This window comes from Endozoicomonas sp. ALD068 (assembly GCF_049310145.1).
Taxonomy (GTDB): domain Bacteria; phylum Pseudomonadota; class Gammaproteobacteria; order Pseudomonadales; family Endozoicomonadaceae; genus Endozoicomonas_A.
On record NZ_JBLYNU010000004.1, the window covers coordinates 6,556,186 to 6,582,400 of the forward strand.

A 26,215-nucleotide genomic window follows, 5' to 3' on the forward strand; every position below is an offset into this window, starting at 1 on the left:
GGTTTGGTGCATTTGCCCGTTAAATATCCGCAAAACCATTCCCAGGCGGTGCCCAGTGTAGCGTGAATCTGCAGGGACTACTAACAACCATGTGGCCTTTACGAGGTGTCTAAGCGAATTGTCTGCTACCAGCCGGGGTTACCGGTGTCTGGGAGTCTTCTGTATAATCGTGTGGATTCGTTTCTTAATTTTCCTAACTGGCATCTGGACCGGGTTCTCTTCCTGACTTGTAGTGGCACTTTTCTGTGGTGACATTTTTCCGATGGGAGAGCACCGGACATACAATTCTATGAAGTTCATCATCAAGCTGTTTCCTGAAATTACCATTAAGACGCCTCCGGTGAGAAAGCGTTTTATTAAGCAGCTGCGCAAGAATATTCGTACCATTCTCAAACGGGTTGATGAAGACATTGAGGTGGCTGGCACCTGGGATTTTATCGAGCTGGCCACTGGTCATGATGATTCTCAGCTGGTGGCTCAGGTCTCCGATCTGTTGAGCCATATTCCCGGTATAGCGTACTGGCAACAGGTGGTTGAGTATCCGCTGACTGACCTGGATGACATTATGCATAATGCTCTGGCAGTGAATCGTGAATTGCTGGCCGGGAAAACCTTCCGGGTTACCTGTCAACGCTCAGGTAAACATGACTTTCAGTCTATTGATGTGGAGCGATACGTGGGTGGTGGCCTGAATGCCCGAACTGAAGCGGCGGGTGTCAAGCTCAAAAATCCGGACGTTGTCGTAAAAATTGAGATCAGGGGCGACCGTTATTTCCTGGTCACGAACCGTGGTAATGGGTTGGGTGGCTACCCACTGGGCTCTATGGAGCCCGTATTATCGCTAATCTCTGGTGGCTTTGACTCGACAGTTTCAAGTTTCCTGACCATGAAACGGGGTATCAGAACCCACTTCTGTTTCTTCAATCTGGGTGGCCATGCCCATGAGCTGGCGGTGAAAGAGGTGGCTTATTATCTCTGGAGCCGCTTTGGCTCGTCCCATAACGTCAACTTTGTTACGGTTCCTTTTGAAGGGGTTGTCGAAGAGATTCTGACCAAGGTAGATAACTCCCAGATGGGTGTTGTTCTCAAGCGGATGATGTTGAGAGCTGCAACCCGGGTCGCAAAAGAGATGTATGTTGAAGCCGTAGTCACCGGAGAAGCCGTTGCCCAGGTTTCCAGCCAGACACTCACCAACCTGGCGGTTATTGATTCGGCTACCGATCATCTGGTCTTGCGTCCGCTTATTGCCATGGATAAGCAGGACATCATTGATATCTCAGTCAGGATCGGTTCAGAGGAATTGGTAAAAAATATTCCCGAGTATTGTGCGGTGATCTCGAAAAATCCGACCACCAGGGCCAAGCCGGAAAAAATTGCAGCGCAAGAAGCCCGTTTTGATTTCTCCATTCTGGATGCGGCGGTTGTCGATCGTCGTAAGGTTTCCGTTTCTGATATCATTGCCGATGACCTGACCCGTGAAGAAGTTGAGGTGTTCGAGACCGCAGAACAAGACGACATTGTTGTTGATATCCGCCATCCGGATGAAGAAGAGATCAAGCCTTTTGATCTCAATGACCGAGAAGTGCTGACGATTCCTTTCTATCAGCTCAGGACAAAATTTGCTGAACTGGATAAAGATAAGCACTACCTGCTCTACTGCGAAAAAGGGGTGATGAGTCAGTTGCACGCCATGCACCTTCGTGACGAAGGGCATGAGAATGTCGGCGTCTACAACCCAGGGAAAAAGTAACCGATAAGATGATGAAAATTGCCATGATTGCCGCCGTTGCCAAAAACCATGCCATCGGCATCAATAATAAAATGCCCTGGTACTTGCCCGGAGATCTCCGCTATTTCAAGGCTGTCACCATGGGCAAGCCTGTAATTATGGGACGCAAGACGTTTGATTCACTGCGCAAGCCTCTGCCGGGTCGTACCAATATTGTCATTACCCGTGACAAAGACTGGCATCATGAAGGGGTCAGGGTGGTGCACAGTCTTGAGGATGCCATTTCTTTGGCGGAAGATGTATCCATGATCAATGGCAATGAAGAAATCATGGTGATTGGTGGTGAGCAGATTTATCGTCAGGCCCTGGACAGAGCTGATCGGCTTTATCTGACCAAAGTCTTCAAATCGTTTGATGGTGACGCATTTTTTCCGGAAATCGATGACAGTGAATGGGATATTACCGCCAGGGAAGATCAGGTCTCTGAAGATGAGCAGGCTCTGGAGTTCAGTTATCAGGTGCTCGATCGCAAGTCCGTCTGAGGTCTTGGTCTCCCTGCCGTATAAGCCAGCTAAATCAAGTTGGCTTTTCTTATTTACAGCTGTTTTTAGTCAGTACAAGCGTAAAACAAAACCACAGCAGCCCTGAGGCGGCTATAGTTTAAATATTGTTGCTTTTGTATTTTTTAATCATCTTATCTAATAAAAAACGTTTCGATTCATCATCTATTTCTCAGGGATTGAGAGGCATGCCATCAGAGATCAGGAACCAAAGAGGTTCTCCTCTCTCTGCTACAGAGCGAAAAGAGACCGTTAGAACTTCAGAAGATTCCAGCCTGGGTCAGATTGATTACGGTCGGTGGCGGGGTCGCTTTGTTTTCTCGCGCATAGGCGGTTTTATCAAGCGTCTATTTGGCGGAGGTCCCTCAGCAGCAAAGGCACTCAGGGTTTACGACTCATTCCGTTATGCTGCCCACGAAGAACTCTCTTCTCCTATCCAGCGCAGTCTGCGTGACTACCATATTGCCTGTGCCATGGCCTATCACCATGTTTGTGTGCTGGGTGAAGAGAAAAAAGGTGAAGCAATGAAACTGGTGCTGTCAGGGGGCAGTGAAAAAATCAGTGAACAGGTTCTCACTGAAGTCAGAAAAACCGTTTCTTGTTCTACCGTTGAGTTGACTTATAAATACCTTGCAGAAGATCGAACTCTGCCCGTTGGCTTTTTGAAAAGGGCTCTGATACCGGACTTAATTCAGAGCACCGTGAGAGACTTCAATGTGGATGCTGACACAGCGGAAGCTACGATTGTCAAACTGGCACAGGATACAGGGCTGCTCAACGATACGGATATCACCTTTGAACGTATTCTTGAAATCAAGAATGCGCTGCGCTGGCGGTTTGCACCAGAGACTCGCACACCGGTCGAGCAGTTACCGGGCAGAAGAGGTAAAGGTCCCGTCAGCAGGTTTGACCCTTCTATTCCTGCAGCAACTCCTCCCGGACTTGAAAGACCCAAAGCGACTCGTTACCACCTGGATAAAGTCGACAGGACCCATATTCAGAATGTTGTAGATAAAGGGGGGGGTATCAAGCTAAAGAATACGGATACCCGTGACAGGATCAAACGCCATTTTCTCAGGAATAAAAGGTACTTTAGTCTTAATTCTGCTGCCATAGTGGTCAGTACCGTGCTGATAGGTCTGGTGTCAGGGGGGATTGCCGCTGCAGCGGCTCTATTCAGTTATATTGCCTGGTACGGTGTATGGAGTGGTGGTACAGAGCTGATTCGGATGACCAAAGCGATCAGGGCTTTACAGAGGGCAGAAGCATCCGCTGATTACAAACTGGAGGTGAATGATCTGGGTGTCTTGTCAGAGATGGATGACAAGAAATTTCGGGTCTTCCTGAAAAGCCTGAGATACATCTGCAGTCATGAAACCTTAACCCGCATCTTCACTGCCTATTCTGCGCTGGAAAAAGACGCTCAGATGAGATTGGAGATGGAAAGAGAGAAAGATGAGAGCAATCTTGAAGCCGTGATACGTCTGGAGGAAGGCAAAGCTCGATACCTGTATCGCAGACGCAACCTGCAAGATGCTTTCAAACTTTACAGACGTTTCTACACAGCAGCCGTCAGCGACGTTGAGAGAATGGATCAAGAGTGGGAGCCGGTTCTGGATCAGCTGTGGAACGGTAAATTCAAAAACATGGACCCGGAGAAAAGAGAACGCTTGTTCAGCCATGCGGCCAATGATCCTCGAGTGATTGGCAAGTCATATCATTTCAAGACCAAGCAGACGGGATGGCTGCAAAAAGTGTTCCCGAAAATGACCGATGATTTAACCAGTGACGGCTCTATTGCTTCCAAAGAGGCTGTGGAAGAGCTGGAGCGGATACTGGCAGAAGAAATGCCCGATATAGAGCTGAGCGAAGAAGAAAAGAGTCGCTTTAACACTCACGCCGACAGGGTGGCCAATGCCCTGATACTGGCTGAGAATGGCGTCAGAAGTTATTTGAATGTCTGGTTGAAGGGAGCCATTAAATCAACCATGCTCCATGGCTTTAAAGTGGTCTGGCATGCTTCTGAAAGGAGACCAGCATTGGAAATCTCACCTCACGTGCCCAAGCCCACTGTGGATGGATTAATTATCTTTGGTTTTTTCTTTCTGGCAGATCTTTTTGTTGATCGTTACAACGAGGCAGTCAATAAAGAGCGATTTGAACGCATTACCGGAAAGAAGACAGGCAAAAGTATGGTCTGGGATTGGCAGGGTCAGAGAAAAAGAACCGGACGGGAAGAAATGAATACCATGAGAAGGTTGGCTAAAGATCAGCTGGAAGACTTTGTTGATCGTATGCTGAAACTGCATGATTCCCATAAAGACATTATGAAAGAAGTCAGGCTCCAACAGCAGCTGAGCCAGGTTAACCCTGGCTCTCCCATGTTTGATCATATGGATGATCGGGAGGCAGCTGTGTTAATTCTACGACGGCAATATCACCATCAAATCATTTCTGAAATGATGATGGGAGCTATTGGTAAATACTATGAGAGCGTTATGACCAAAACCGCTTCCTGGGATCAGAAAATGAGCCATATTATTCCCCCACAGACCCCTATTTGAGCGCAATAAGCTTTTCTATGCCTCAAAGCTTCTTGACCAGAACTTTGGATTGTCTCTCCTCATTGTACTGATTGCGCTTCTCCATAGGCAAAGACTTCTGGGTGGATTCAGAAAAACCTCGTTCCAGAAACCAATGGCTGGTCTGGGTCGTTAATACAAACAGCGTATCCATTCCCTGTTGGGCAGCCTGTTCTTCTATAGCACTGAGAAGAAGGTCGCCTCGGTTTTTCTTCTGGTAATCAGGGTGTACGACGAGACAGGCCAGCTCCGCGACCTTTTCTCCCGAAAACAAATGGATAGCTGCACAACCAATAATCATGCCGTCCAGGGAAATGACCCGGAACAGCCGAATCTCACGCTCCAGCTCTTTTCTTGAACGCCTTCTGAGGATGCCTTTTTGTTCCAGAGGCCTGATAAGCGCCAGGATTCCCCCCACATCCTCAATGCTGGCCACACGAATTTCTTCATAACGATCACGAGAAACCATCGTGCCAGATCCATCACGGGTAAAAAGCTCCATTAGCAGAGAACCGTCCTGCTCGAAGCTGATCAGCTGTGAGCGTTCCACACCACCGTGACAGGCGGTAATGGCTGAGGAAAGCAGTCTTCTGTCCTCCCCATGAAGGTGCTTGAGGACTTTTTCAGCTTCCTGGGGGGAAAGACGGCTGATCTGTTGCCCCTGCTGATCCTTTACACCTTCAAACCTTGAGTACAAAAGTAGTTTTTCGGCTTCAAGGTGGATGGCTGTGTGGGTAGCGACTTCTTCCACCTCCATGTTGAAAAGCTCGCCAGTCGGTGAATGACCGAGGCAGGAGAGAAGAACTATGTAGCCACTGTCGAGCTGCTGCTGGATTGCTTCTTTATCTATTTTGCGAATAGCACCGGTGTGGAGAAAATTCTGCCCATCGATCACACCCAGAGGTTTTGCAGTGACGAAATTGCCACTAATAACTCGAATGCTGGCCCCGTGCATGGGAGAGTTAACCAGACCGAGTGAAAGCTTGGATTCAATTCGTGCGCGAAGATTACCCACAGCGTCCATCACGCATTCAAGGCACTGACGATCCGTAATCCGTATTTCGTTGTGAAATCTGGACTCAAGGCCTCTGGCTCTGAGACGCTCCTCGATCTGAGGTCGGGCACCGTGGACAAGAACCAGTCGAACGCCCAGGCTGTTGAGCAGGGCAATATCGTTGATGATATTGTTCAGATTAAGGCTTGCCAGAGCCTCACCGCCCAGAGTAATGACAAACGTTTTGCCGTGGTGGGCATGAATGTAGGGCGAACTCTGGCGGAAAAATTTTACGTAGTTCTTGTTCAAGTTCATGGCTGTTTGTTTATCTTCATTCTGATGTTACGTTGCTGAATCAAACTCAATAGTGATAGCGTAAACTGGCTATCAAAATAGAATCGTCTTCAAACTTGTATACAACCCTGTGCTCATCATTGATGCGTCTTGACCAATAACCTGATAGTCCATGTTTTAGCGGCTCTGGCTTCCCGGTTCCTTCATAGGGCGTTCTCTTGATTTCTTTAATTAATGAATTGACCCGTTTAGCAATTTTTTTATCTGTTTTTTGCCAGTAAAGGTAATCTTCCCACGCTCGTTCTGAGAAAGTGAGCTTCATTCTATGAGCTCTCTTTCAGTACCTTTTCCACTTTCTAACTCAGCAATAGACTCAAGCAAACGGCGAGCATTTTTCGGGCTGCGCAGTAAATATGCTGTCTCTTGCAGTGATTTATAGTCTTCCATTGACATCATAACGACGGGTTGTTCCCCTTTTCTGGTAATAATGACCGGAGCATGATCGGAACACACCTGTTGCATGGTTTTTGCCAGATTATTTCTTGCTGATGTATAACTAATCGTATCCATAGTTCACCTATATCGTACATGTTCATTATTCTGTACAATAAGTTAGCGCAGCATAACGAATTTATCCAGTCGATTCGTTTCGCTGAAGGCTGATAGAAGGGTTAATCAGAGGCAGAATTGCCGTATCAGAGATCTCAGTAGCTCAATGGTTGGATGAATTCTGTCCATAGAAAGGTATTCATCAGGTTGATGAGCCTGATCGATATCACCCGGACCCAGCACGACTGTATCCATCCCCATTCGGCTGAAGAAAGGCGCTTCCGTAGTGAAAGCAACGGATTTCGCTGAATAGCCGGTTAGATTTTCACAGCTTTTCAGCAGGGGAGAGTCGGCAGAGCCTGCAAATGGATCAATACTCTCGTGAATAGCGTCCAGAGAAAGTTTTACATTATCGGCTCTGGCGATGGGGAGAAGACGCTGTTTCAGGCTTTCTCTCAGCTCCCGGCTGTCCATACCAGGCAGAAGGCGCACGTCGAAGTCCAGATCACAGTGGCCACAGATTCTGTTAGGGTTGTCGCCACCATGAATGCAACCGAGGTTGATGGTAGGGGTAGGCACAGCAAATCCGGGATTATTGTATTTACCGGCCAGTTCTTCCCGGAACGCCATGATTTCAGTGATTACTTTATGGGCTGTTTCCATGGCATTCCTGCCAAGGGCCGGGTTGCTCGAATGACCGGACTGTCCGAGAATCCGAATGCGTTCCATCATGATACCTTTATGCATATAGACTGGTTGCATACCGGTAGGCTCACCCACCACCGCATAACGCCCCCTGGGTTTACCTGCAGCAGCCAGGGCCCGGGCACCACTCATGGAGGATTCTTCGTCTGCTGTTGCCAGAATAATCAAGGGGGCCTTCAGAGGCACTTTCAGATAATCTTTTACTGCTTCCATGACGAGACCAAAGAATCCCTTCATATCGCAGATGCCCAGACCGTAAAACCGGTTATCGGATTCATTGAGTGAGAAAGGGTCGAATTGCCAGAGATTTTCATTGTATGGCACGGTATCGGTATGGCCTGCCAGAACTAATCCACCAGGACCTGAGCCCAGAGTGGCAATCAGGTTGGCTTTCAGCGGTGCTTCCGGAATGGGTATGATCTCACAGCAAAAGCCCATGGTTTCAAGCCAGCCTGCCAGTTCATGAATCACCTGCATATTGCCCATATCCAGCTCAGGCTGTGTGGAACTGACAGAGGGAATCTCTATCAACCGCGACAGGACTGCTTTCAGATCAGGTTGCTGGATTCCAGACATTATCAGGCCCCAGGTTCTAATTGTTGGAAAATTGGATAGGCATAAATCAAATCTGCCAGATCATCTGACTGTCAACCTTCCAGTGCCGAAATTAACAGCCTTTTTCAGCATGATAACAGCCCTGCCTCGGGATAGGTACGAGAGACTGAAACGAAAATGCTGGAAGAGGGTGCGTAGAAGAGCCCTCTAGTTAACCAAAAATAAGCCTCAAAATATGGAAGAAGACGATAGCAAGGAAGGCACCGGCGGGCAGTGTGATTAACCAGGACATAAAAATAGTGCCGATGACTCTCAAGTTAAGTGCACCAATTCCTCTGGCAAGGCCAACCCCTAACACGGCACCCACCAGAGTGTGTGTGGTGGAAATAGGAAGCCCGGTCCCTGAGGCCAGAACGACGGTGGTCGCTGCTGCCAGTTCTGCTGCAAAACCTCTGCTGGGGGTTAGCTCAGTAATCGCTGTGCCTATGGTCGCCATGACTCTATATCCATAGGTAGCCAGACCCACCACTATGCCTCCAGCCCCCAGAAGCAAAACCCAGCTTGGCATGGCTGCCTTGCCTGCGATTTCTCCGCCACTGAGAACAATACTGGCCACTGCTGCCAGAGGACCTACTGCATTGGCAACATCGTTGGAACCGTGGGCAAAAGCCATCGAGCAGGCGGTGAAGATCATCATTACGCCAAAGACTCGCTCGACACTGGAGAAATGGAAAGCTTTGTCGGCCTGTGCATCTTCCTTGATTTTGGAAAGCGCTATTTTTCCGGCCAGCATGACCAGCAGGCCAATCAGTAGCGAGATCAGGCTGCTTTCCTGATAATCCAGCGGCAGGCCAATATGCTTGAGCCCCTTAGTCAGGGTCACCATAGCCATCATGAAGCCAACCAGAAACATATAAATGGGCACGTAAACTTTGGCATTTCTAAAAGGGTTGTCGGTATCCAGTATTAGTTTCTGGACGCTCATGAAAATCATGAAAGAAATAAAGCCGGACATGATGGGAGAGACGATCCAGCTGGCTACGATTGAGCTGACTTTCCCCCAGTTCACGGCATCTGCCGAGACGTTGACAACGGCAAAACCGACAATTGCCCCGACAATAGAGTGTGTTGTCGACACAGGCCAGCCATAATGGGTGGCAACTAACAGCCAGGTGCCCGCAGCCAGCAGGGCTGCCATCATTCCGTAAACCAGCAGCTGTGGATGCTCCAGCAGTAATGGCATGTCGGGATCGATGATCCCTTTTCTGATCGTATCGGTAACCGATCCACCGGCCAGGTAGGCACCCATAAACTCCAGGCAGACAGCAATGACAATGGCCTGTCTGATGGTCAGAGCTTTGGAACCGACCGAGGTTCCCATGGCGTTGGCGACATCATTTGCTCCCACGCCCCAGGCCATGAAAAAGCCAAAGAGGCAGGCGAGAATCAGCAGTATCGTTCCATACTCAGCGATAATGCTCATGGATGTTATTTCCAATCATTAGAGTTAACGGGCAAGCAGCAATTGAAGATAACTGCCAACTCTTGAGGCGCGATCTGCCAGGTCACCGACCCAGTCGATAATTTTGTAGAGAAAAATGACTTCCACAGGGGGGAGGTCCTTTTCCAGTTTGAACAGAATTTTTCTGACTTCAATCTGGTGCTTGTCGGTATCGCTTTCTATCTGGTCGAGCTCTTCAATGAGCTCTTCCACCAGATTGACTTCTCTTCCCCTGAAGCCTGTTTCCAGCAGTTCATCCAGTTCATCCATGGCCCTGACTGCTTGCGCTGAAGTGGCAATGGAGCGTTTCAGGTAGTCCATAAAAGCCTCCCTCATCTCCTGGGGGATCATCATTTGTCTGCCCAGCACAATGCCGGCAATATCCTTGGTCCTGTTTGCTACTTTATCTTGCACCGTCACTATCTCCAGAAGATCATTTCTGGGCACTGGCAAAAACAGGCTTTTGGGAAGGGAGAGTCGAACGTTCTTTTTGATGAGATCAGCCTCGTGCTCCAGCTCTACGATGGTTTGCTGAATACTTTCAACTTCCAGCCAGTCGCCATCAAATGCTGCTTTGAAAAATGGTTCCAGCTGTATGGCACATTCGTGTGCCTTGGCTATGTGTTTTTGTATCGGACCAATAGGAGATCGGCCAAATACACTCGATAGTAGATTGCTGGTTGGCATAGTCGCAGACCTGTCGGATTAAATTTCTAGGGGTCAGACTCCTCGTCGTTTGCGGCGAACGACTTACAGAACTAACATCGCATCCCGTTCCCTGGAAGAGGGCGGCTGACCAAAAATTATAGGAGCTGGCTGAAAATTATGCATTGAAACGCCACCTGCACTGGAAGTGCTGTGGCCATTCTGACGCTCATTTTTCATAACAAGCCCTTGTTGTTACAGGTAAAATGACCCTTTTAAGCCGTCGGTCAGATAACCCATGAATACTGAAACAGAGTTAAAGTTGTCGCTGCCAAAAGAGCAGATACCTCTTCTTAAGACACTGACTTTCTGGAAAAAGTTCGCCAGCTCGTCACCTGAAACCTTTCATTTGGGCAATACCTACTTTGACACGGCCTCTCTGACACTAAATCAGGCTCGGGTTGCCTTGCGTATCAGAGAGAAAAATGGTCAGCTTTTTCAAACGCTTAAAACCAAAGGTGAGAGTCTTGACGGACTGACTCGCCGGGGGGAGTGGGAGTGGTCAATAGAGCGACCGGAACTGGATATGGAAGGGTTAAAAAAAGTCTGGCCAGAATCATTGGGAGCTTTTCCTCCAGAGTCCCTGATACCGCTTTTCTCGACCGATTTTGATCGTACCTGCTGGCTGGTGGAGTGGTCTGAGCCAGATGCCAGGGTTGAAGTTGCTCTGGATTACGGGTTTGTCCGCTCAGGAGATGAGAGCAGTGTCATCTGTGAGTTGGAGCTCGAGCTGGTGAAGGGTGATGAAAATGCACTGCAAATGATTGCCGATGAACTGGCAAAAACCATTGATTTGAAGCCTGCAGACAAGAGCAAGGCCGAGAGAGGATTTGAACTGCTTCAGATCTTCAGGAATCCAGCCAGCACTAGCACGGTTGCCAGCCCAGTAAAAGCCTGAAGCAGGGTGGCCAGGGTGAATGACTTAAAGCCTGTGGCCGGGCTGATTCCTGAAAACTGGGTGACTACCCAGAAATAGCTGTCATTGGCATGGGTAACCATCATGGAGCCACATCCCGCCGACAAAAAGGTCAACAGTCGACCATTTTGGGAGTCCAGACCCAAGCCAGGCAGCAAGGGGTCCATCATCGAAGCCGCACTGATTAAGGCCACGGTGCTAGAACCCTGGGCGGTTTTGAAGAGAGCGGCTACGAGAAAAGGCAAAATCAGTCCAAGGCTCTCTGGCAGTCCTTGAGCAATTCTGGCTATATGTCCGGTCTGAGCCAGCATTCCCGCAAGCGCCCCACCGGCTGTAATGATCAAGATAATCATCGCGCATGAGTGAATACTCTCACTGAACATCTCAGTCAGTCCGGTCTTACAGTGTCGAATCAAAGGCAGGCTGGCCAGCAAACCCAGGAACAGAGCATTGGCAGGTTGTGAAAGGAAAGCAGTCCAGCTTTGCTCTTTATTGCCTGTTTGAAAGTTAGCCATGGACATCAGTAGCAAAGGCAGAAGGATAGGGATAATCGCTGTCCAGACATTCTTTTGATGAGCAGGGGGGGATTGAGGAGGGTCACTGACCACTTGGCTCTCATCATTCAGCCAGCGGGTGACCCATTTACCCCAGAGAATAGCTACAAAAGTGACCAGGAGAGCCACTCCCAGCGCCCAGGGAATTGTCAGGCTCGGAGATATTTCCAAAATCAGGGTTGCCGCTGCGGGCCCGGGTGTGGGAGGGACCAGAGAATGGGTTGCAAACAGGCCTCCACCCAGAGCAACGCTGAGAGAGATCGGGTTGCACTGCACTCTCCGGGCAATAGACTGCCTGATACTGTTGAGCAGGATAAATCCAGAGTCACAGTAAACGGGAATAGAAATAATATATCCGGCTATACCCATGGCTAACGCAGGAAAGCGCCTGGCGATAGAGAGAATCAGCTTCTCTGCGAGAAGGACGGCTCCGCCCGACTTCTCCAGAATATTTCCCAGTAATCCCCCAAAAATGATGAGCAGAGCGACGTCGCCGAACGTCTTGCCCATATCACGGGATATGAGGGGAGTCAGTTCAGAGATCGGCAGGCCTGAAAAAAAACCTGTGGCGTAAGCACTGAGCAGCAAGACGATGAATGGCGAAAACCTGAGACGACCAATCAATATCAGAATGAGGGCTGTCAGTGAAAGGATGAACAGAAAACTATGCAGTATTGATGGGGCCACAGCGGAGTGTCTTGAGAGAATGGTATTGAGTAAAAGTCAGTATAGAGGGGAATGGGTCACCTCGTATCCAGAAAGCCATTTATAACAGACATCAGTCGCGGTTTATTCTGGCGATATACTTAGTTGAGCCATTGCTGAATTGAACTTCTGCTTAAAAGCCTGAATTTTCTTATAGGCATAAGCTGACGGTTTAGTGGAGAATAGCGAGATGGAAAGCTTTTCAAGGTAAAAGGAAACGACAGTGTCCAGTGTCCGTGAGCCGAAGTCAAACGCCAATAAATTCAGGGCCTCACTCAACAACAGAGAACTCCTTCTGGATCTGCAGACAGTGGTCTCTGATCTGATTCAGACGGGTCGGATCAGGCAATCGGAAGCCAATGAAATATTGGCTCGTCATCGAAATGCTGATCAACTTAAGCTTCACCCTCTGGAGTACATTGCCTCACAGGATCTGAAGGACGCCCGCAGTGGCGGCTCTCTCGATCTCGATACCCTGATGCATTGGTTGGCAGATCTGTCAGGCCAGGAGTATTTTCACATTGACCCTCTGAAAATTGATGCTACTGCCATTACTCCGGTCATGTCTCACGCTTATGCCATACGTCATCAGATTCTGGCAGTAGAAGTCTCGGCTGACGAGCTCGTGATCGCTTCAGCACAGCCGTGGCACATTGGCTGGGAGGATAATCTCAGACATATTAACCGCAAGGAAATCCGGCGGGTGGTCGCCAATCCAACCGATATTCGAAGATACACTTCGGAATTTTATCGACTGGCAAAGTCTGTCCTGGGTGCTAATGAACACAACGGCGTCCAGTCCACTCAGTTGAACAGCTTTGAGCAGATGCTTGAGCTGGGCAATATGAAGGCTCCGGACGCCAATGACCAGCACATAGTTAATATTGTCGACTGGTTGCTCCAGTATGCCTTTGAACAAAGGGCCAGTGATATTCATGTTGAGCCCAGACGAGAGCAGACTCACCTGCGTTTTCGAATTGATGGGGTGCTACACCTGATCTACCAGATGCCTGCCAAGGTGGCGGCTGCCGTAACCAGTCGCCTTAAGATTCTGGGTCGTATGAATGTGGCAGAGAAAAGAAAGCCACAGGATGGCCGACTTAAAACCCGCAACCCGGATGGCAATGAAGTTGAACTGCGACTTTCAACCCTGCCGACCGCCTTCGGGGAAAAGCTGGTGATGCGGATTTTTGATCCGGATGTTCTGGTCAAGGGATTTGGCGAGTTGGGTTTTTCCAGAGAAGACGAACGTCGCTGGACTCATATGACCGCGCAGCCCAACGGGATTGTTCTGGTCACGGGCCCTACTGGTTCAGGTAAAACTACTACGCTCTATTCGACGCTGAAAAGTCTGGCTTCTGATCAGGTGAATGTTTGTACTATTGAAGATCCTATTGAAATGGTGGAGTCCAGCTTCAATCAGATGCAGGTTCAGCATAATATTGATCTGACATTTGCCAGCGGCCTGCGTGCGCTGCTTCGTCAGGATCCGGATATCATTATGGTGGGTGAGATTCGGGATTTGGAAACCGCTGAAATGGCGATTCAGGCGGCGCTGACCGGGCATCTGGTGCTTTCCACTTTACACACCAACGACGCGCCGTCTGCCATAACCCGTCTGCTGGAACTCGGTGTTCCCCACTATCTGATCAAAGCAACGGTTCTGGGAGTTATGGCACAGAGGTTGGTCAGAACACTGTGTCCTTCTTGCAAACAGCCTGTAAAACTCGATAAGTCTGGTTGGAAATCCCTGACTCGTCCCTGGACAGCCCCCGCGCCTTCGCAGATCTTTCAACCTGTGGGTTGTCTGGAATGCAGGGATACCGGATACAGGGGGCGAGCGGGTGTTTATGAGTTAATGCCTATGTCTCAATCTCTTAAGGACATGCTGGCAGAGACTTCTGATATAGAAAGCCTTCGTCGTCAATCCATCAAAGAAGGTATGTACAGTCTTCGCCTTTCCGGAGCTCAGAAAGTAGCAACAGGATTAACAACCATCGAAGAAGTGATGAGAGTGACACCAGACCAGCAGCATTGATTGACTCAGCTTTAAGAAGAAATGGTTGCAGTCTCCCACTGACTATTCGATATTAATATGTGAAGTGGCAGTGGAACAGTCAGATAATAATGAAAACACTTATCCTTACAGGCTTGCTGCTATTACCCTTTGCAATACAAGCGCAGAAGGTAATGGAACTGAAGCCTGCCGAAAAACCCCAATCATTTGTTGAGCAGATGCAGCAGAATTTTGATCCGGCTGTGGCTGATCTCGTGCTGGAGTCTTATTTGAACAGCCTGCTCAAGGCTAACGCAATTAAAGGTGGAGCCAGAAACTCATCCATAGAGTATTCTGTAAGAGCCAACCGGGAAGGGGAGTTGGTGGTGACTCGGCATCAGCAACTGGAGCGGGGGCTGGTCCGAAACAATAACACCCTGACAGTGTTCGGCGTTGGCCATACTTTGGAGTCAGACTGTTCCAGTATTGAGCAGCGTTGCTGGATTTTATATCCCGATAAGGATGAACGTTGGGTTGAAATAGAATATGCACCCAAAGCCGTGAAGGAACTGGCTAAAGGAATGGGGTTACTGATTAAGGAGCTGCAAAGGTAATTTCAGGCGGCAGACCTTGAAACACAGAGACTAAGCATCTCTTTTGCGTGGTTGAGTGTGGACTCGGTCATTTCTACACCGCCCAACATTCGGGCCACCTCTTTAACACGACAATCGCCTTTCAGGCCGACGATCTCAGTGGAGGTTTTAGCATTGCGAACCTTCTTGCTGACATGCAAATGCTGATGCCCCTGGGATGCTACCTGAGGCTGGTGGGTGACACAAATTACCTGACTTCTTTCTCCCAGCTCCCTGAGCATGGCTCCGACAATTTCTGCGGTGCCACCGCCAATGCCGACATCCACTTCGTCAAAGATCATGCTGGGAATGTGAGAGGTTTGAGCGGTTATCACCTGAATGGCCAGACTGATTCTCGATAGTTCACCACCAGAGGCCACTTTAGCCAGTGCTCTGGGTGGTTGACCCGGGTTAGTCGTCACCAGGAATTCGACCTCTTCAGCACCATTGGCTGAGAGCATGCTGCCCTCTATCGGTGTCAGGGCAATGATGAACTCTCCGTGGGGCAGGCCGAGCAAAGCCATGCGTCTAGTGATTTTTTTTTCAAGTTGTCTGGCAGCAGACTGACGTTTTCTGGAGAGTTTTTCGCATTGGTTCTGAAACTCGGATTTTAGTTCGATCAGCTTTTGTTGTAATGCTTCAACCCGTTCATCGCTGAACTGGATGCTCTCCAGCTCAGAGCCAAGCGTGCTTTGCTTTTCCAATAACGCTTCGGGTTGAACCCTGTGCTTTCTCGCAAGGTCGTAAATAGCACTGAGGCGTTCATCCACATCCCGCATTCTGGCGGGATCGGCATCAAAATGATCGATAAAGTGATTGATTTCTCCTACCGCTTCCTCGACCTGAATTTGGGCAGAGGACATCATTTCAATTGTGTTGTTGATGGCTGGGTGATCTATTTGCAGATCGCTCAGGCGCTGCAGGCAGGTGGAGAGTTTCTGGAGAATGTTACCTGCCTCGTTGTCTGAGCAGATAGCATTGATTTCGTGACACACGGAAAGAGTGCCTTCAGCATGGGATAACTGTTTGAGTTCCTGCTCAAGTTGTTCCAGCTCTCCTTCCTGAAGCGATAGCTGTTCCAGCTCCTGAAGCTGATAGCTGAGCAGTTGCACTCGTTCATCCTGCTCCCTGCGATTATGGCTGAGAGTGGTCAGTTCATCATGTGTCTGGTTGAACTGATGGGCAGTGCGAGCCACTTCGGAGGCCAGTTTTTGTATGTCGGCATAATCATCCAGAAGCAGTCGATGGTTGCTTTTTTTCAGTAACGACTGGCTTTCATGCTGGCCATGGATATCAATTAACCGTTCACCAATGGCCCGAAGATCCGCAAGGGGAGAAAGAGTCCCATTGATATAGGCACGGGACCGTCCCTCTTTGGTAATGACTCTTCGGAGAATGCACTCATCATCACTGGCCAGATCTTTTTCTTGCAGCCATGCTTTTGCCGCAGTGCACTGGCTGATATCAAAAGAAGCGTGAATCTCAGCTTTGTCAGTACCCTGACGAACACAGTGACTATCGGTTCTGTCACCCGTTGCCAGACCGAGAGCATCCAGCATGATGGACTTACCGGCACCGGTCTCGCCGGTAATGACAGTCATTCCACAATGGATGTCCAGATCCAGCTGGTCAACGATGGCGAAGTTGCTGATGGACAGTTGGGTCAGCATGATAAATACCCGCTACTGTAGCTTTACTGTTTATATATACAGTAACCTGAAGTGTGCGATTCGTAAAGTCAGAGCTGAAAAAATCCACTGATCCTGAACTGAATGAGATGGGGGGGCGTTGTGATTTTGTTTTGCGGCCCGGTGTTTTGCGAAATGATCGCTTGCGTTAAAAAAACTGTTTTTCAGGTCTTGAATCCGGAATTCGTGACCCAATATACGTTTCATCTAAATGATTGCCTCCCGGTCGGAGATTCTGGAATGACAGTAGAAAGCAGCAAACCTGAAGAGCAGGTAACGGAAGAAGCCACAGAGCAGCAGGCAGAAGAAAGCCTGCTGAACGAAGAGGGTGGTGTTGAACTCGACAGTGAAGGTAATCTGACCGACGGCCTTGAGAGTCAGCTGGAAGCACTCAACGAAGAACTTGCCAGGGCGAAAGATCAGACTCTGCGTACTGCTGCTGAAATGCAGAACATTAAGCGTCGTGCCGAGCAGGATGTTGAAAAGGCTCACAAATTTGCTCTGGAAAAATTTGTTGACGCACTGATTCCAGTGGTTGATAGCCTGGAAAAAGGCATTGAAAGTGCCGAACAGGCAGAAGGGTCTCACGAAGCCCTGGTAGAAGGTATGAAGCTGACTCTGAAGCAGTTCCTGGATGCATTGGGACGCTTCGCGGTAGTTCAGGAAGACCCCAGTGGTCAGCCTTTTGACCCGAACTTCCATCAGGCCATGTCGATGGTTCCGAATCCCGATGTTGAAGCCAACACCGTGATTGATGTTTTCCAGAAAGGATACAAGCTGAATGGTCGTTTGATTCGTCCGGCTATGGTTGTTGTTTCCAAATAAGTGATTTTGCTGAGGAATATTCAAAAAAGAATATTTCAACAGCCTTGAAATCAAATCGATTGATCCCATATTGATTTCAAAGGCCAAAAACAGCTGCTCACCAGACACTGGCAAGCAGCCCTCAGCTGAAGAATTAAAGAATTGAACTAAAGAATTTCGTCCTGGAATCAGGGCAATGGAGAGATTGAACAATGGGTAAAATAATCGGTATTGATCTGGGTACCACTAACTCTTGTGTATCTATTCTGGATGGTGAAAAAGCCAAGGTTCTGGAAAATGCTGAAGGCGGTCGTACAACGCCTTCTATCATCGCCTTCACTGACGATGGTGAGACTCTGGTAGGTCAGCCAGCCAAGCGTCAGGCCGTTACCAATCCTGACAATACCCTGTTTGCCATCAAGCGTCTGATTGGCCGTCGTTTCAAAGACGATGTGGTTCAGAAAGACATCCAGATGGTTCCTTACAAGATTGTTGAAGCTGACAATGGCGACGCCTGGGTTGAAGTTAAAGGTGACAAAAAAGCGCCGCCTCAGATTTCTGCTGAAATCCTGAAGAAAATGAAGAAGACCGCTGAAGACTACCTGGGCGAGTCTGTTACTGAAGCGGTGGTTACCGTACCTGCATACTTCAACGATGCTCAGCGTCAGGCAACCAAAGATGCTGGCCGTATTGCCGGTCTGGATGTCAAGCGTATCATTAACGAGCCAACTGCTGCTGCTCTGGCCTACGGCATGGACAAGAGGCAGGGTGACCAGACCATCGCTGTATACGACCTGGGTGGTGGTACTTTTGATATCTCAATCATCGAGATTGCCGATGTTGACGGCGAGCACCAGTTCGAAGTACTGGCCACCAACGGTGACACTTTCCTGGGTGGCGAAGACTTTGACATGCGTTTGATCGATTACCTGGCAGAAGAGTTCAAAAAAGACCAGGGTATCGACCTTAAAGGTGACCCTCTGGCCATGCAGCGTCTGAAAGAAGCTGCTGAAAAAGCCAAGATTGAGCTGTCTTCTGCTCAGCAGACTGATGTTAACCTGCCTTACATCACTGCCGATGCAACCGGTCCTAAACATCTGAACGTTAAAGTCACCCGCTCTAAACTGGAGTCTCTGGTTGAAGACCTGGTTCAGCGTTCTCTGGAGCCATGTCGTCTGGCGGTTAAGGACTCCGACCTGGATCTGTCTGACATCGACGAAGTCATTCTGGTGGGTGGTCAAACCCGTATGCCAATGGTTCAGGAAAAAGTTGCTGCTTTCTTCGGCAAGGAACCTCGTAAAGATGTGAACCCTGACGAAGCGGTAGCCATGGGTGCATCCATCCAGGGTGCGGTTCTGGCGGGTGACGTTAAAGACGTGCTGCTGCTGGACGTCACTCCACTGACTCTGGGTATCGAAACCATGGGTGGAGTTATGACTGCCCTGATTGAAAAGAACACCACGATTCCGACCAAGAAGTCTCAGGTGTTCTCTACTGCTGATGACAACCAGAGTGCTGTAACCATTCACGTTTGTCAGGGTGAGCGCAAGCAGGCTTCTGCCAACAAGTCTCTGGGACGTTTTGACCTGTCTGACATTCCACCGGCTCCACGTGGCATGCCTCAGATTGAAGTCAGCTTCGACCTGGATGCCAACGGTATCCTGAATGTTTCTGCCAAGGACAAGGCTACTGGCAAAGAGCAGTCCATTGTGATCAAGGCTTCTTCCGGCCTGTCTGACGATGAAATTGATCAAATGGTTCAGGACGCTGAAGCTAACGCGGCTGAAGACAAGAAGTTTGAAGAGCTGGCGGCTGTCCGTAATACGGGCGATGGTCTGGTACATGCTACCCGCAAGACTCTGGAAGAAGCCGGTGATAAGGCCACTGAAGAAGAGAAGAGTGCGATCAACGAAGCTCTGACTGCTCTGGAAGAAGCGCTGAAGGGTGACGACAAGGATCTGATTGAAGAGAAGTCCAAGGCACTCTCTGAAGCTTCTTCCGGTCTGGTTCAGAAGATGTACGCTGAAGCCCAGCAGCCGGGTGCTGAGAGTGCTCAGGAAGCTGAATCTTCTTCCGCTGCTGCGGACGACGCCGTAGATGCCGAGTTCGAAGAAGTGAAAGATGACAAGAAGTAAACCCATTCCGCGCTGCGGTATGAGTTGATTTGGCGGCGCGGGAGCTTTCTCCCGCGCTCTTGTGTTTAAGAGGCTGTCTGAAAAGTTTCGCTGATTTTCCAAACAGTCTCTGATTCAATAAATCGGGATCGATCCCGATGTATGAAAGCGATTTGGATTATTTCGGTCAGGTGATCTGACGGAACCTGACCACAGGGTGTTACTGATGGCAAAACGTGATTTTTACGAAGTACTGGGCGTAGAAAAGGGGGCCTCTGACAAGGAGATCAAGAAGGCCTACCGCCGCATGGCTATGAAGTTCCACCCTGACCGTAACCCTGATGACAAAGAGGCAGAAGAGAATTTCAAGGAAGTAAACGAGGCTTTCGAAATCCTCTCTGATGATCAGAAGCGTGCCGCCTACGACCAATACGGTCACGCCGGTGTCGATCCCAATATGGGCGGCAGTGGAGCTGGCGGCTTCGGTGGAGCTGGCGGTTTCGGTGACGTCTTCGGTGATGTTTTTGGAGACATCTTTGGTGGCGGCGGCCACTCCCGCAGCTCTGTTCAGCGAGGTGCTGATCTGCGCTACCAGCTGGAGCTGAGTCTGGAAGAAGCGGTTAAGGGGACTACCAAGAAAATCAAGATTCCTTCCCTGGTAGTCTGTCAGTCCTGCGACGGTTCTGGTGCCAGGAAAGGCACTTCTCCGGTTACCTGTACCACCTGTGGAGGCATGGGTCAGGTGCGTATGCAGCAGGGTTTCTTCTCTGTTCAGCAAACCTGTCCTGATTGTCACGGCACCGGCAAGATGATAAAAGACCCTTGTCGTGAGTGTCATGGTGAAGGTCGGGTTCAGGAATATAAGACTCTGTCTGTAAAAATTCCTGCCGGCGTCGATACCGGTGACCGTATTCGTCTGGCTGGTGAAGGTGAAGCGGGCGTCAATGGTGGTCCAGCCGGTGATCTCTACGTTCAGGTCAGCGTAGCAGACCATCGGATCTTCCAGCGTGATGGCAAGCACCTCTACTGTGAAGTGCCTATTACCTTTGTTGATGCAGCCCTCGGTGGCGAACTGGAAGTTCCGACCCTCGACGGCCGGGTAAAACTCAAGATTCCAAAAGAAACCCAGACTGGCAAGTTGTTCCGTCTGCGCGATAAAGGTGTCACACCGGTGCGTGGCGGTAGTCGTGGAGACCTGATGTGTCGTGTTGTGGTAGAAACGCCGGTGCATCTGACTGAACGCCAGAAAGAGCTGATGGAAGAGTTGAAGGAAACCTTTGCTGCCGAAGGTGAGCATCGTCAGTCGCCTAAGAAAACCTCTTTCTTTGAAGGGGTTAAAAAGTTCTTCGACGATATGGGCAAGTGATCGGTCAGTCAGAATGGAAAATAAAAAAAGTGGCTTCAGTGCCACTTTTTTTATGTCCAGCGTTGTTCAATTAATGCGTAGGCTTACAGAAATATTTATCGTACTCGGTAAGAAAGTATTGATGATTGAAGTACTTTGTGGTCATGGCTCCCAGCGCTTCGTTTCTGTCTCTGAACGGGTTTTTGTAAGCTAGTTCTTTCTGTTCCAGAAAATCCCGGTAATCAGAGTTTGGAGTATCGGCATCATTGTCGAAGTTTGTTATATCAATGTAGGAGAAAATCAGGCGATCTTCTTCTGCAATAACGACAGTATTCCAGGCATGTGTTTTGTAGGGTGAAAACAATGCCCTGGTCAGGTAAACATTTGCCAGTACGTCAGGAAACAGCTGTTTCAGTTGGGCAAAAACAACCATTCCCAGTACCGTGTATTTATCACAGTCGCCAATCTCCCTTCGCCAATATTCAGCGATTGAACACTCCTCCGGGAAAGTCATTGCCAGCTCGCCTTCATCCACAGTCTCGTAGTGAAGCTTTTGTGAAACAATATGAGCTGTCAGATAGAGCAAATTATAGATCGTTGGTTTTTTTACATAGTTAGCTATGTTTTCAACGTACTTGAAAATTTCCGCCTGGTCGTCTGTCGAAAAAAGGTTCATGCTGTTATAAACATGTATTGAGTTAAGCTGGGAAAATAAATCTTTTGGTAGAGGGATGGGCTCTTTCTTACTCTGGTAGCCCGCCAGATTACCGATGTACTCAAATTCAAGATGATTAGCGGGGTATACACTGCAGGTTGGCTGGTCTGAGATTAGAGAAGGGTAAGTGTCCAGGTCAATGCCATGGAAGTAGAGGGAAGTTGCATCACTCAGCGTTATGTTTTTGCTCATGGCTTCATGAATAAAAGCTGTAGGCACTTTTGAAGAGTAGAGTTTTTTTAATTCAAAGGGTGTGCGGGCGAGCCCGATGTATCTGGGCAGGTCTTTTGTTGTTAAGCCTTTTTCGAATGTTTCATGAAAATCTCTCTGTTCAGTATCCGTAGCGATATACAAGCCGTTCTTGTTTAGGGAGTCTGCAAGATTGGGAGGTATTCCATGTTTAACATAAGCGATAATAGACCTGGCACGATAAACACCTGCCTCGATGTAGCTGTTAGCCGTTTGGGGAGTTAGTCCTGCCTCGAGAATATCTGCAATAAAAAATGGTTTGGAAATGACTCTGGGATGAAACATTGCGGCAACGCCCGGAGTAATGTTGAAGTGAGTATAATAGTAAATAATGTCTGGACTGATTGTTGGGGCATCTTGAGCAAAAAGAAGGACTTCTTCTGGCGTGGTTCCTACTTCTATGAGGCTCTCAATATCATAATCGACTAGCCCGGCGTTCAAGAAAGCCTGTTTTTTTTGTTCTGTAATATCAGCTTCGGCGCAGAAGCTCGTCGTTATGAGCAGCGCAGTTGTCAGTATTATGGCACGTTTTGCAATGTTCATAGGCGTACTCCTTTACTGGCAGATTTAATGGTCCTCTATTTATTAGAGTTTCTGGAGAGCGAGAAGTTCCCCCAGGGGTATAGATGATTTACAGGTAAAGCCGACCTTGCAGGCTCCTGGTTTGACGCCCAGCCTACTTCGATTGCGTCGTACAGAAGTATTCTTCGTATTTGCTAAGAAAGTTTCGCATCTCGAAGTACTCTGGGTACATTGCTCCCAGTTCTTCATTTTTGTTTCTGAGTGGGCTCGGGATGCAGCCAGCTGCCTCATACAGATTGTGCAAGGCGTCATGCAGTTGTATAAGAAACTGAAGAATAAGGCGCAGAACATTGGAATCAGTGTCGTATCTTATGATGTCAATGTACGTAACAATCAGGTGATTCTCTTCTGCAATGACGACGGTATTCCAGGAATGTCTTTTGTATGTCGAAAACCATTCCTTGCTTAGGTAAACATTGGTCAGTACGTCAGGAAACAGTTGTTTTAGTTGGGCAAAAACAACCGCACCCAATGCCATATATTTATCACAGTCACCCATGCCCCTTCGCCAATATTCAGCTATTGAACAGCCTTCCGGGAAGGTAAGACTCAGCTCGCCATCCACTAATGCGTAGTGAAGCTTGTCTGAAACAATTTTTGCGGTCAGGTAGAGCAAACTATAGATCGTGGGGGTTTTTACATCTTTTGCAGCCTTTTCAACGTACTTGAAAATTTCCGCTTGATCGTCTGTTGAAAAGTGGTACATATCGTATTGGATATATATGGAATTTAGCTCGGAAAATAGAGCTTTTGGTAGAGGAATGGGCTCTTTTTTACTCTGGTAGTTTACAAGATTACCCAAGTGTTCAAATTTAAGATGAGAAATGGGATACACAGTGCAGGTATTTTGGTCAGAGATTAAAGACGGGTAGGTGTCCAAGTCAATGCTGAGAAAGTAAAGAGACATTGCATCATACAGTTTTATACCCTTACTTTTAGCTTCATGAAGAAAATCTGGGGGCACTTTGGAAAAGTAGAGATCTTGTAACTGATCGATTGATGTGGTGAGCCCTCTGTATTTAGACAGGTTTTCTGCCGTTATCCACTGTTTAAATTCATCTTGAATAGGGATACGATCACTGCTCATGATTACGAAAAAGAGGTTTTTGTATAGAGAATTTGCAAGATCAGGGGATATTCGTTTTTTGGCGTACCCGATGATAAAGAAGGCCGCATTAATGCCGACGTCGAGGTAGCTATTTGCCGTTTGGGGGCTTAACCCTGCCCGTAGAACCTTATCTATAAAAAACGAATCACTGGCCACTTCAGGACGAAATGATGCAACGACTTCCGGAGTAATGTTGCGCCGTGTAAAACTGTGAATGTCATACGGGCTGACCATTGGGGCTTTTTGAGAAAAAAGAAAGACTTCTTCTGCCGTAGTCCCCACCTCTGTAAGGTACTCAATATCATAACCGGCCAGTGCGTCTTTCAGGCAATGTCCTTCTTGTTCTGTAATATCAGCGTCGGCACTAAAACTCATCAATATGAGTAATGCAGAGATCAGTTTGATGGCATTTGTAATGTACATTGGCATACTCCTTTATTGCCGGGTTTCAGTTATCCGGAAGATTACTTTCTAATACTTCCAACATCATGTTGTTATCAGGATGCAATGCCTTTTTTTGTAATTCTCTGGCCAGTTCATAAAAACTATCTCCTGGCTTAGTTGTTTGAGACATATAATCAAGCATTATTTCACTTGATTTATCACAGACGTACTGGCAAAACTCGGGTAATCTACCTTTGTCTAATAACCGGGTAAAGTAACTTTGCCGATCATCAACTGAGAGATCAGTGTATTCATGGATTTTTGAGGTATCCGTTCCATTAAAAAAATGCGGAATTAACGTTGGGATTAGCCCAGGATATCTCAGGATATCGTCGGTGACTGCTCTGCATATCTTATCGAGTTCTAAATGGGCATTCTCAGGGTCATACCAGAAATCATGTTTATTTTTTCTGTCACATAATTCTATTTGCTCTTTGCTCATTGTTAACAGAGCCGATTTAACCTCTTGCATAAGGAATGGATTTAAATGGAATGCACTATTAGCTACTTTCCAGCGGCCTAATAGTTTCGGGTTGCCTGTTTTTGGTACTCTATGACCACATCTGCCCAGTCCAAGGTAGGGTTTATTTAAGCATTGTGCAATATTAGCGGTGCTGGCTCCCGGTGCATAAATGGGGATGTTGGAAAAATAACAAACCAACTCAAACAGTCGCTTCGGTAAAAAAGTAAATTCAAATACGGTGACCTTATCTATAAGTGATTTCTCAGTGGTAAAGTCCAGGGAGTAATTAGTTGAAAACTGTATATTACCAGTATCACTGAGTTCTTTTTTTCCTTTCTCAGACAGACTGATATTCTCGCTGTGTGGTGCAATAATAATGATAGGCTTATCACCAAAACACGCTTTAGCAGCATTTGTGTAATTGTAATACTCATGTTTTAACATTCCCCAAGCATGATAAGAAAGGGCTAAATATATTTTATTTTCTTTGGCCGATTGCAATAATTCGGTAAAAAATTGAGCTAATTTTTCAGTATCATAACCTTGTATTACTGGCTTTTGTAAGCTGTTAGCTATATCCCTTTTCATTAACTCTGGTGTTGACGTATCTTTATTGACCTCGTACGGATAAATGGGTAGATGATTTTCTCGGTTTTTCAGGGGTATTTCCTTCGTACATTCAGTGAACCATCTATAGTTAGTTATTTGAAATAATGGAGCTTTTGTTGATGTTTTATACGAGTCCCAAACGGTGTAAATTTGTAGTGTGTTTTTTGATAAAAGATGGGTTGGTATTGTCTGTTCTATGATGTATGGAATACCAAATATTTTATCTGGTCTTATTTTTGGTGACGATAATTTGTGATCCCCGTGAATGATAGACTCATCAATGTCACGCGCAGGTAAACCAGAAAGAAGATTTGGTAATTTGTTGCTAAGAGTAGGTTCATAGCCAGAAAAGCGAACCAGATTTAAAGTGCCAGGGGAAAGTCTGACAAAATTCCTTAAGAATTCTATATACAGGTTTAAATTTCCATAGCCCTGAGTGGGGGAGCTAGCTTCTACCAGAAAAACTATTTCTTTAACTTTCCCAGCTTTACTTTGCAAAGAGGTGATTCTATTCATAGATGATGCATGAATCGGTATCTGCCTGAAAAAATCCTGAAGAAAAGATATCCATTGCTTGTCCTTTGGTATCAAACAACCAACTTGTTGGAGATCACTACTTTCGATAATAGAAGACTCTTTAGTGTTTTTTAACTTTTTTGGAAGTACCTCTGCGGACGAACTTTCACAAGCTGTTCTTTTTTCATCATGCCAGGTAATTCCTTCATTAGTTGAAACATAATAATGCTCCAGTTTAGTCGGGGGCTCAGGAAAAGATTTTTCCAAGGTATTTTCCGGTTTGTGTACTTGGTTTATGGCAGAAGTTGCACAAACATCATTCTTAAAGATTTTGTTTATATTATGGTGTTCCTGACTGGCAAAGGTATCAGTAGTAGTCTGGTCACCATCTTCTACTTTAATTGTTTTTTCTTGTGTTAACAGTTCACTGGTAAGTCTGGGCTGAACTGGAAAATGACTATTAATCATAATGAACCTCCGAACCAATTTCCCGTTACTGGCTGAGAAAGCGTGAATAGGTGTATTTCGCTCTGTCGTGTTGATAACTGTCCAATTAGCCAGAAATATACGATTCCATACGGCCAACTACTTAGCATTGAAT

Annotated in this window: 20 protein-coding genes; 9 read left to right on the top strand and 11 right to left on the bottom strand. The window is 47.5% G+C overall.

Features of this window, described 5'->3' with window-relative positions; all coding sequences use genetic code 11:
- Positions 1-289: 289 nt before the first annotated feature.
- The 3 genes from thiI to ACO6V5_RS23650 all read left to right on the top strand — a co-directional run bounded on the left by thiI (position 290) and on the right by ACO6V5_RS23650 (position 4,853).
- Positions 290-1,750 carry a tRNA uracil 4-sulfurtransferase ThiI gene (gene thiI, locus ACO6V5_RS23640; protein ID WP_422442499.1) on the top strand — a complete coding sequence of 487 codons (1,461 nt, stop codon included), beginning with the start codon at positions 290-292 and terminating at the stop codon, positions 1,748-1,750.
- A gap of 8 nt (positions 1,751-1,758) precedes the next feature.
- Positions 1,759-2,271 carry a dihydrofolate reductase gene (locus ACO6V5_RS23645; RefSeq protein ID WP_422135293.1) on the top strand — a complete coding sequence of 171 codons (513 nt, stop codon included), beginning with the start codon at positions 1,759-1,761 and terminating at the stop codon, positions 2,269-2,271.
- Positions 2,272-2,477: 206 nt separating this feature from the next.
- Positions 2,478-4,853, top strand: coding sequence for a hypothetical protein (locus ACO6V5_RS23650; RefSeq protein WP_422411058.1), 2,376 nt, complete (start codon positions 2,478-2,480; stop codon positions 4,851-4,853).
- A 22-nt stretch (positions 4,854-4,875) separates the two neighbouring features.
- Here ACO6V5_RS23650 and argA read toward each other — a convergent pair whose 3' ends face one another.
- The 6 genes from argA to ACO6V5_RS23680 form a co-directional block, all read right to left on the bottom strand.
- On the bottom strand, positions 4,876-6,180 hold the full coding sequence (gene argA, locus ACO6V5_RS23655; protein ID WP_422135291.1) for an amino-acid N-acetyltransferase: 1,305 nt from the start codon (positions 6,178-6,180) through the stop codon (positions 4,876-4,878).
- A gap of 46 nt (positions 6,181-6,226) precedes the next feature.
- Positions 6,227-6,481, bottom strand: coding sequence for a Txe/YoeB family addiction module toxin (locus tag ACO6V5_RS23660; RefSeq protein ID WP_422135290.1), 255 nt, complete (start codon positions 6,479-6,481; stop codon positions 6,227-6,229).
- Positions 6,478-6,729 carry a YoeB-YefM toxin-antitoxin system antitoxin YefM gene (gene yefM, locus ACO6V5_RS23665; protein ID WP_422135289.1) on the bottom strand — a complete coding sequence of 84 codons (252 nt, stop codon included), beginning with the start codon at positions 6,727-6,729 and terminating at the stop codon, positions 6,478-6,480. The genes ACO6V5_RS23660 and yefM overlap by 4 nt, the downstream gene beginning before the upstream one ends.
- Before the next feature lie 105 nt (positions 6,730-6,834).
- On the bottom strand, positions 6,835-7,989 hold the full coding sequence (argE, locus tag ACO6V5_RS23670; protein WP_422411061.1) for an acetylornithine deacetylase: 1,155 nt from the start codon (positions 7,987-7,989) through the stop codon (positions 6,835-6,837).
- A gap of 190 nt (positions 7,990-8,179) precedes the next feature.
- A complete protein-coding gene (locus tag ACO6V5_RS23675) occupies positions 8,180-9,451 on the bottom strand; it encodes an inorganic phosphate transporter (protein WP_422135287.1) in 1,272 nt (423 codons plus the stop codon).
- 24 nt (positions 9,452-9,475) lie between these two features.
- Positions 9,476-10,156: a TIGR00153 family protein gene (locus tag ACO6V5_RS23680; protein ID WP_317145111.1), complete on the bottom strand. Its 681-nt coding sequence runs from the start codon at positions 10,154-10,156 to the stop codon at positions 9,476-9,478.
- Between the two features lie 256 nt (positions 10,157-10,412).
- Here ACO6V5_RS23680 and ACO6V5_RS23685 point away from each other — a divergent pair, with 256 nt between their 5' ends.
- A complete protein-coding gene (locus ACO6V5_RS23685) occupies positions 10,413-11,072 on the top strand; it encodes an inorganic triphosphatase (protein ID WP_422135286.1) in 660 nt (219 codons plus the stop codon).
- Here the strand turns inward: ACO6V5_RS23685 and ACO6V5_RS23690 are convergent.
- Entirely contained in the window at positions 11,015-12,331 is a 1,317-nt protein-coding gene (locus tag ACO6V5_RS23690) for a GntP family permease (RefSeq protein ID WP_422411063.1), read from the bottom strand. The two genes, ACO6V5_RS23685 and ACO6V5_RS23690, sit on opposite strands and share 58 nt — an antisense overlap.
- Positions 12,332-12,659: 328 nt before the next feature.
- Between ACO6V5_RS23690 and ACO6V5_RS23695 the strand changes: the two genes are divergently transcribed.
- Positions 12,660-14,387 carry a GspE/PulE family protein gene (locus ACO6V5_RS23695; RefSeq protein WP_422411077.1) on the top strand — a complete coding sequence of 576 codons (1,728 nt, stop codon included), beginning with the start codon at positions 12,660-12,662 and terminating at the stop codon, positions 14,385-14,387.
- 89 nt (positions 14,388-14,476) lie between these two features.
- Positions 14,477-14,959 (top strand): hypothetical protein, encoded by a 483-nt coding sequence (locus ACO6V5_RS23700; protein WP_422135284.1) that lies wholly within the window; start codon positions 14,477-14,479, stop codon positions 14,957-14,959.
- A 2-nt stretch (positions 14,960-14,961) separates the two neighbouring features.
- On the opposite strand, the gene recN is transcribed toward ACO6V5_RS23700, so the two are convergent.
- Positions 14,962-16,647, bottom strand: coding sequence for a DNA repair protein RecN (recN, locus tag ACO6V5_RS23705; RefSeq protein ID WP_422135283.1), 1,686 nt, complete (start codon positions 16,645-16,647; stop codon positions 14,962-14,964).
- A gap of 258 nt (positions 16,648-16,905) precedes the next feature.
- Here recN and grpE point away from each other — a divergent pair, with 258 nt between their 5' ends.
- From grpE to dnaJ, 3 genes are all read left to right on the top strand, one after another.
- Positions 16,906-17,490: a nucleotide exchange factor GrpE gene (gene grpE, locus ACO6V5_RS23710; protein ID WP_422135282.1), complete on the top strand. Its 585-nt coding sequence runs from the start codon at positions 16,906-16,908 to the stop codon at positions 17,488-17,490.
- Positions 17,491-17,681: 191 nt separating this feature from the next.
- Entirely contained in the window at positions 17,682-19,604 is a 1,923-nt protein-coding gene (gene dnaK / locus ACO6V5_RS23715) for a molecular chaperone DnaK (protein ID WP_422135281.1), read from the top strand.
- A gap of 205 nt (positions 19,605-19,809) precedes the next feature.
- A complete protein-coding gene (gene dnaJ / locus ACO6V5_RS23720) occupies positions 19,810-20,949 on the top strand; it encodes a molecular chaperone DnaJ (protein WP_422135280.1) in 1,140 nt (379 codons plus the stop codon).
- A 70-nt stretch (positions 20,950-21,019) separates the two neighbouring features.
- On the opposite strand, the gene ACO6V5_RS23725 is transcribed toward dnaJ, so the two are convergent.
- From ACO6V5_RS23725 to ACO6V5_RS23735, 3 genes are all read right to left on the bottom strand, one after another.
- The gene (locus ACO6V5_RS23725; protein WP_422135279.1) at positions 21,020-22,435 is read right to left on the bottom strand and encodes a hypothetical protein; all 1,416 of its coding nucleotides are present in this window, start codon (positions 22,433-22,435) and stop codon (positions 21,020-21,022) included.
- 133 nt (positions 22,436-22,568) lie between these two features.
- Complete coding sequence (locus ACO6V5_RS23730; RefSeq protein ID WP_422135278.1) at positions 22,569-24,005, bottom strand: hypothetical protein; 1,437 nt, start codon at positions 24,003-24,005, stop codon at positions 22,569-22,571.
- 25 nt (positions 24,006-24,030) lie between these two features.
- Positions 24,031-26,082: a hypothetical protein gene (locus ACO6V5_RS23735; RefSeq protein ID WP_422411067.1), complete on the bottom strand. Its 2,052-nt coding sequence runs from the start codon at positions 26,080-26,082 to the stop codon at positions 24,031-24,033.
- Positions 26,083-26,215: the final 133 nt, after the last annotated feature.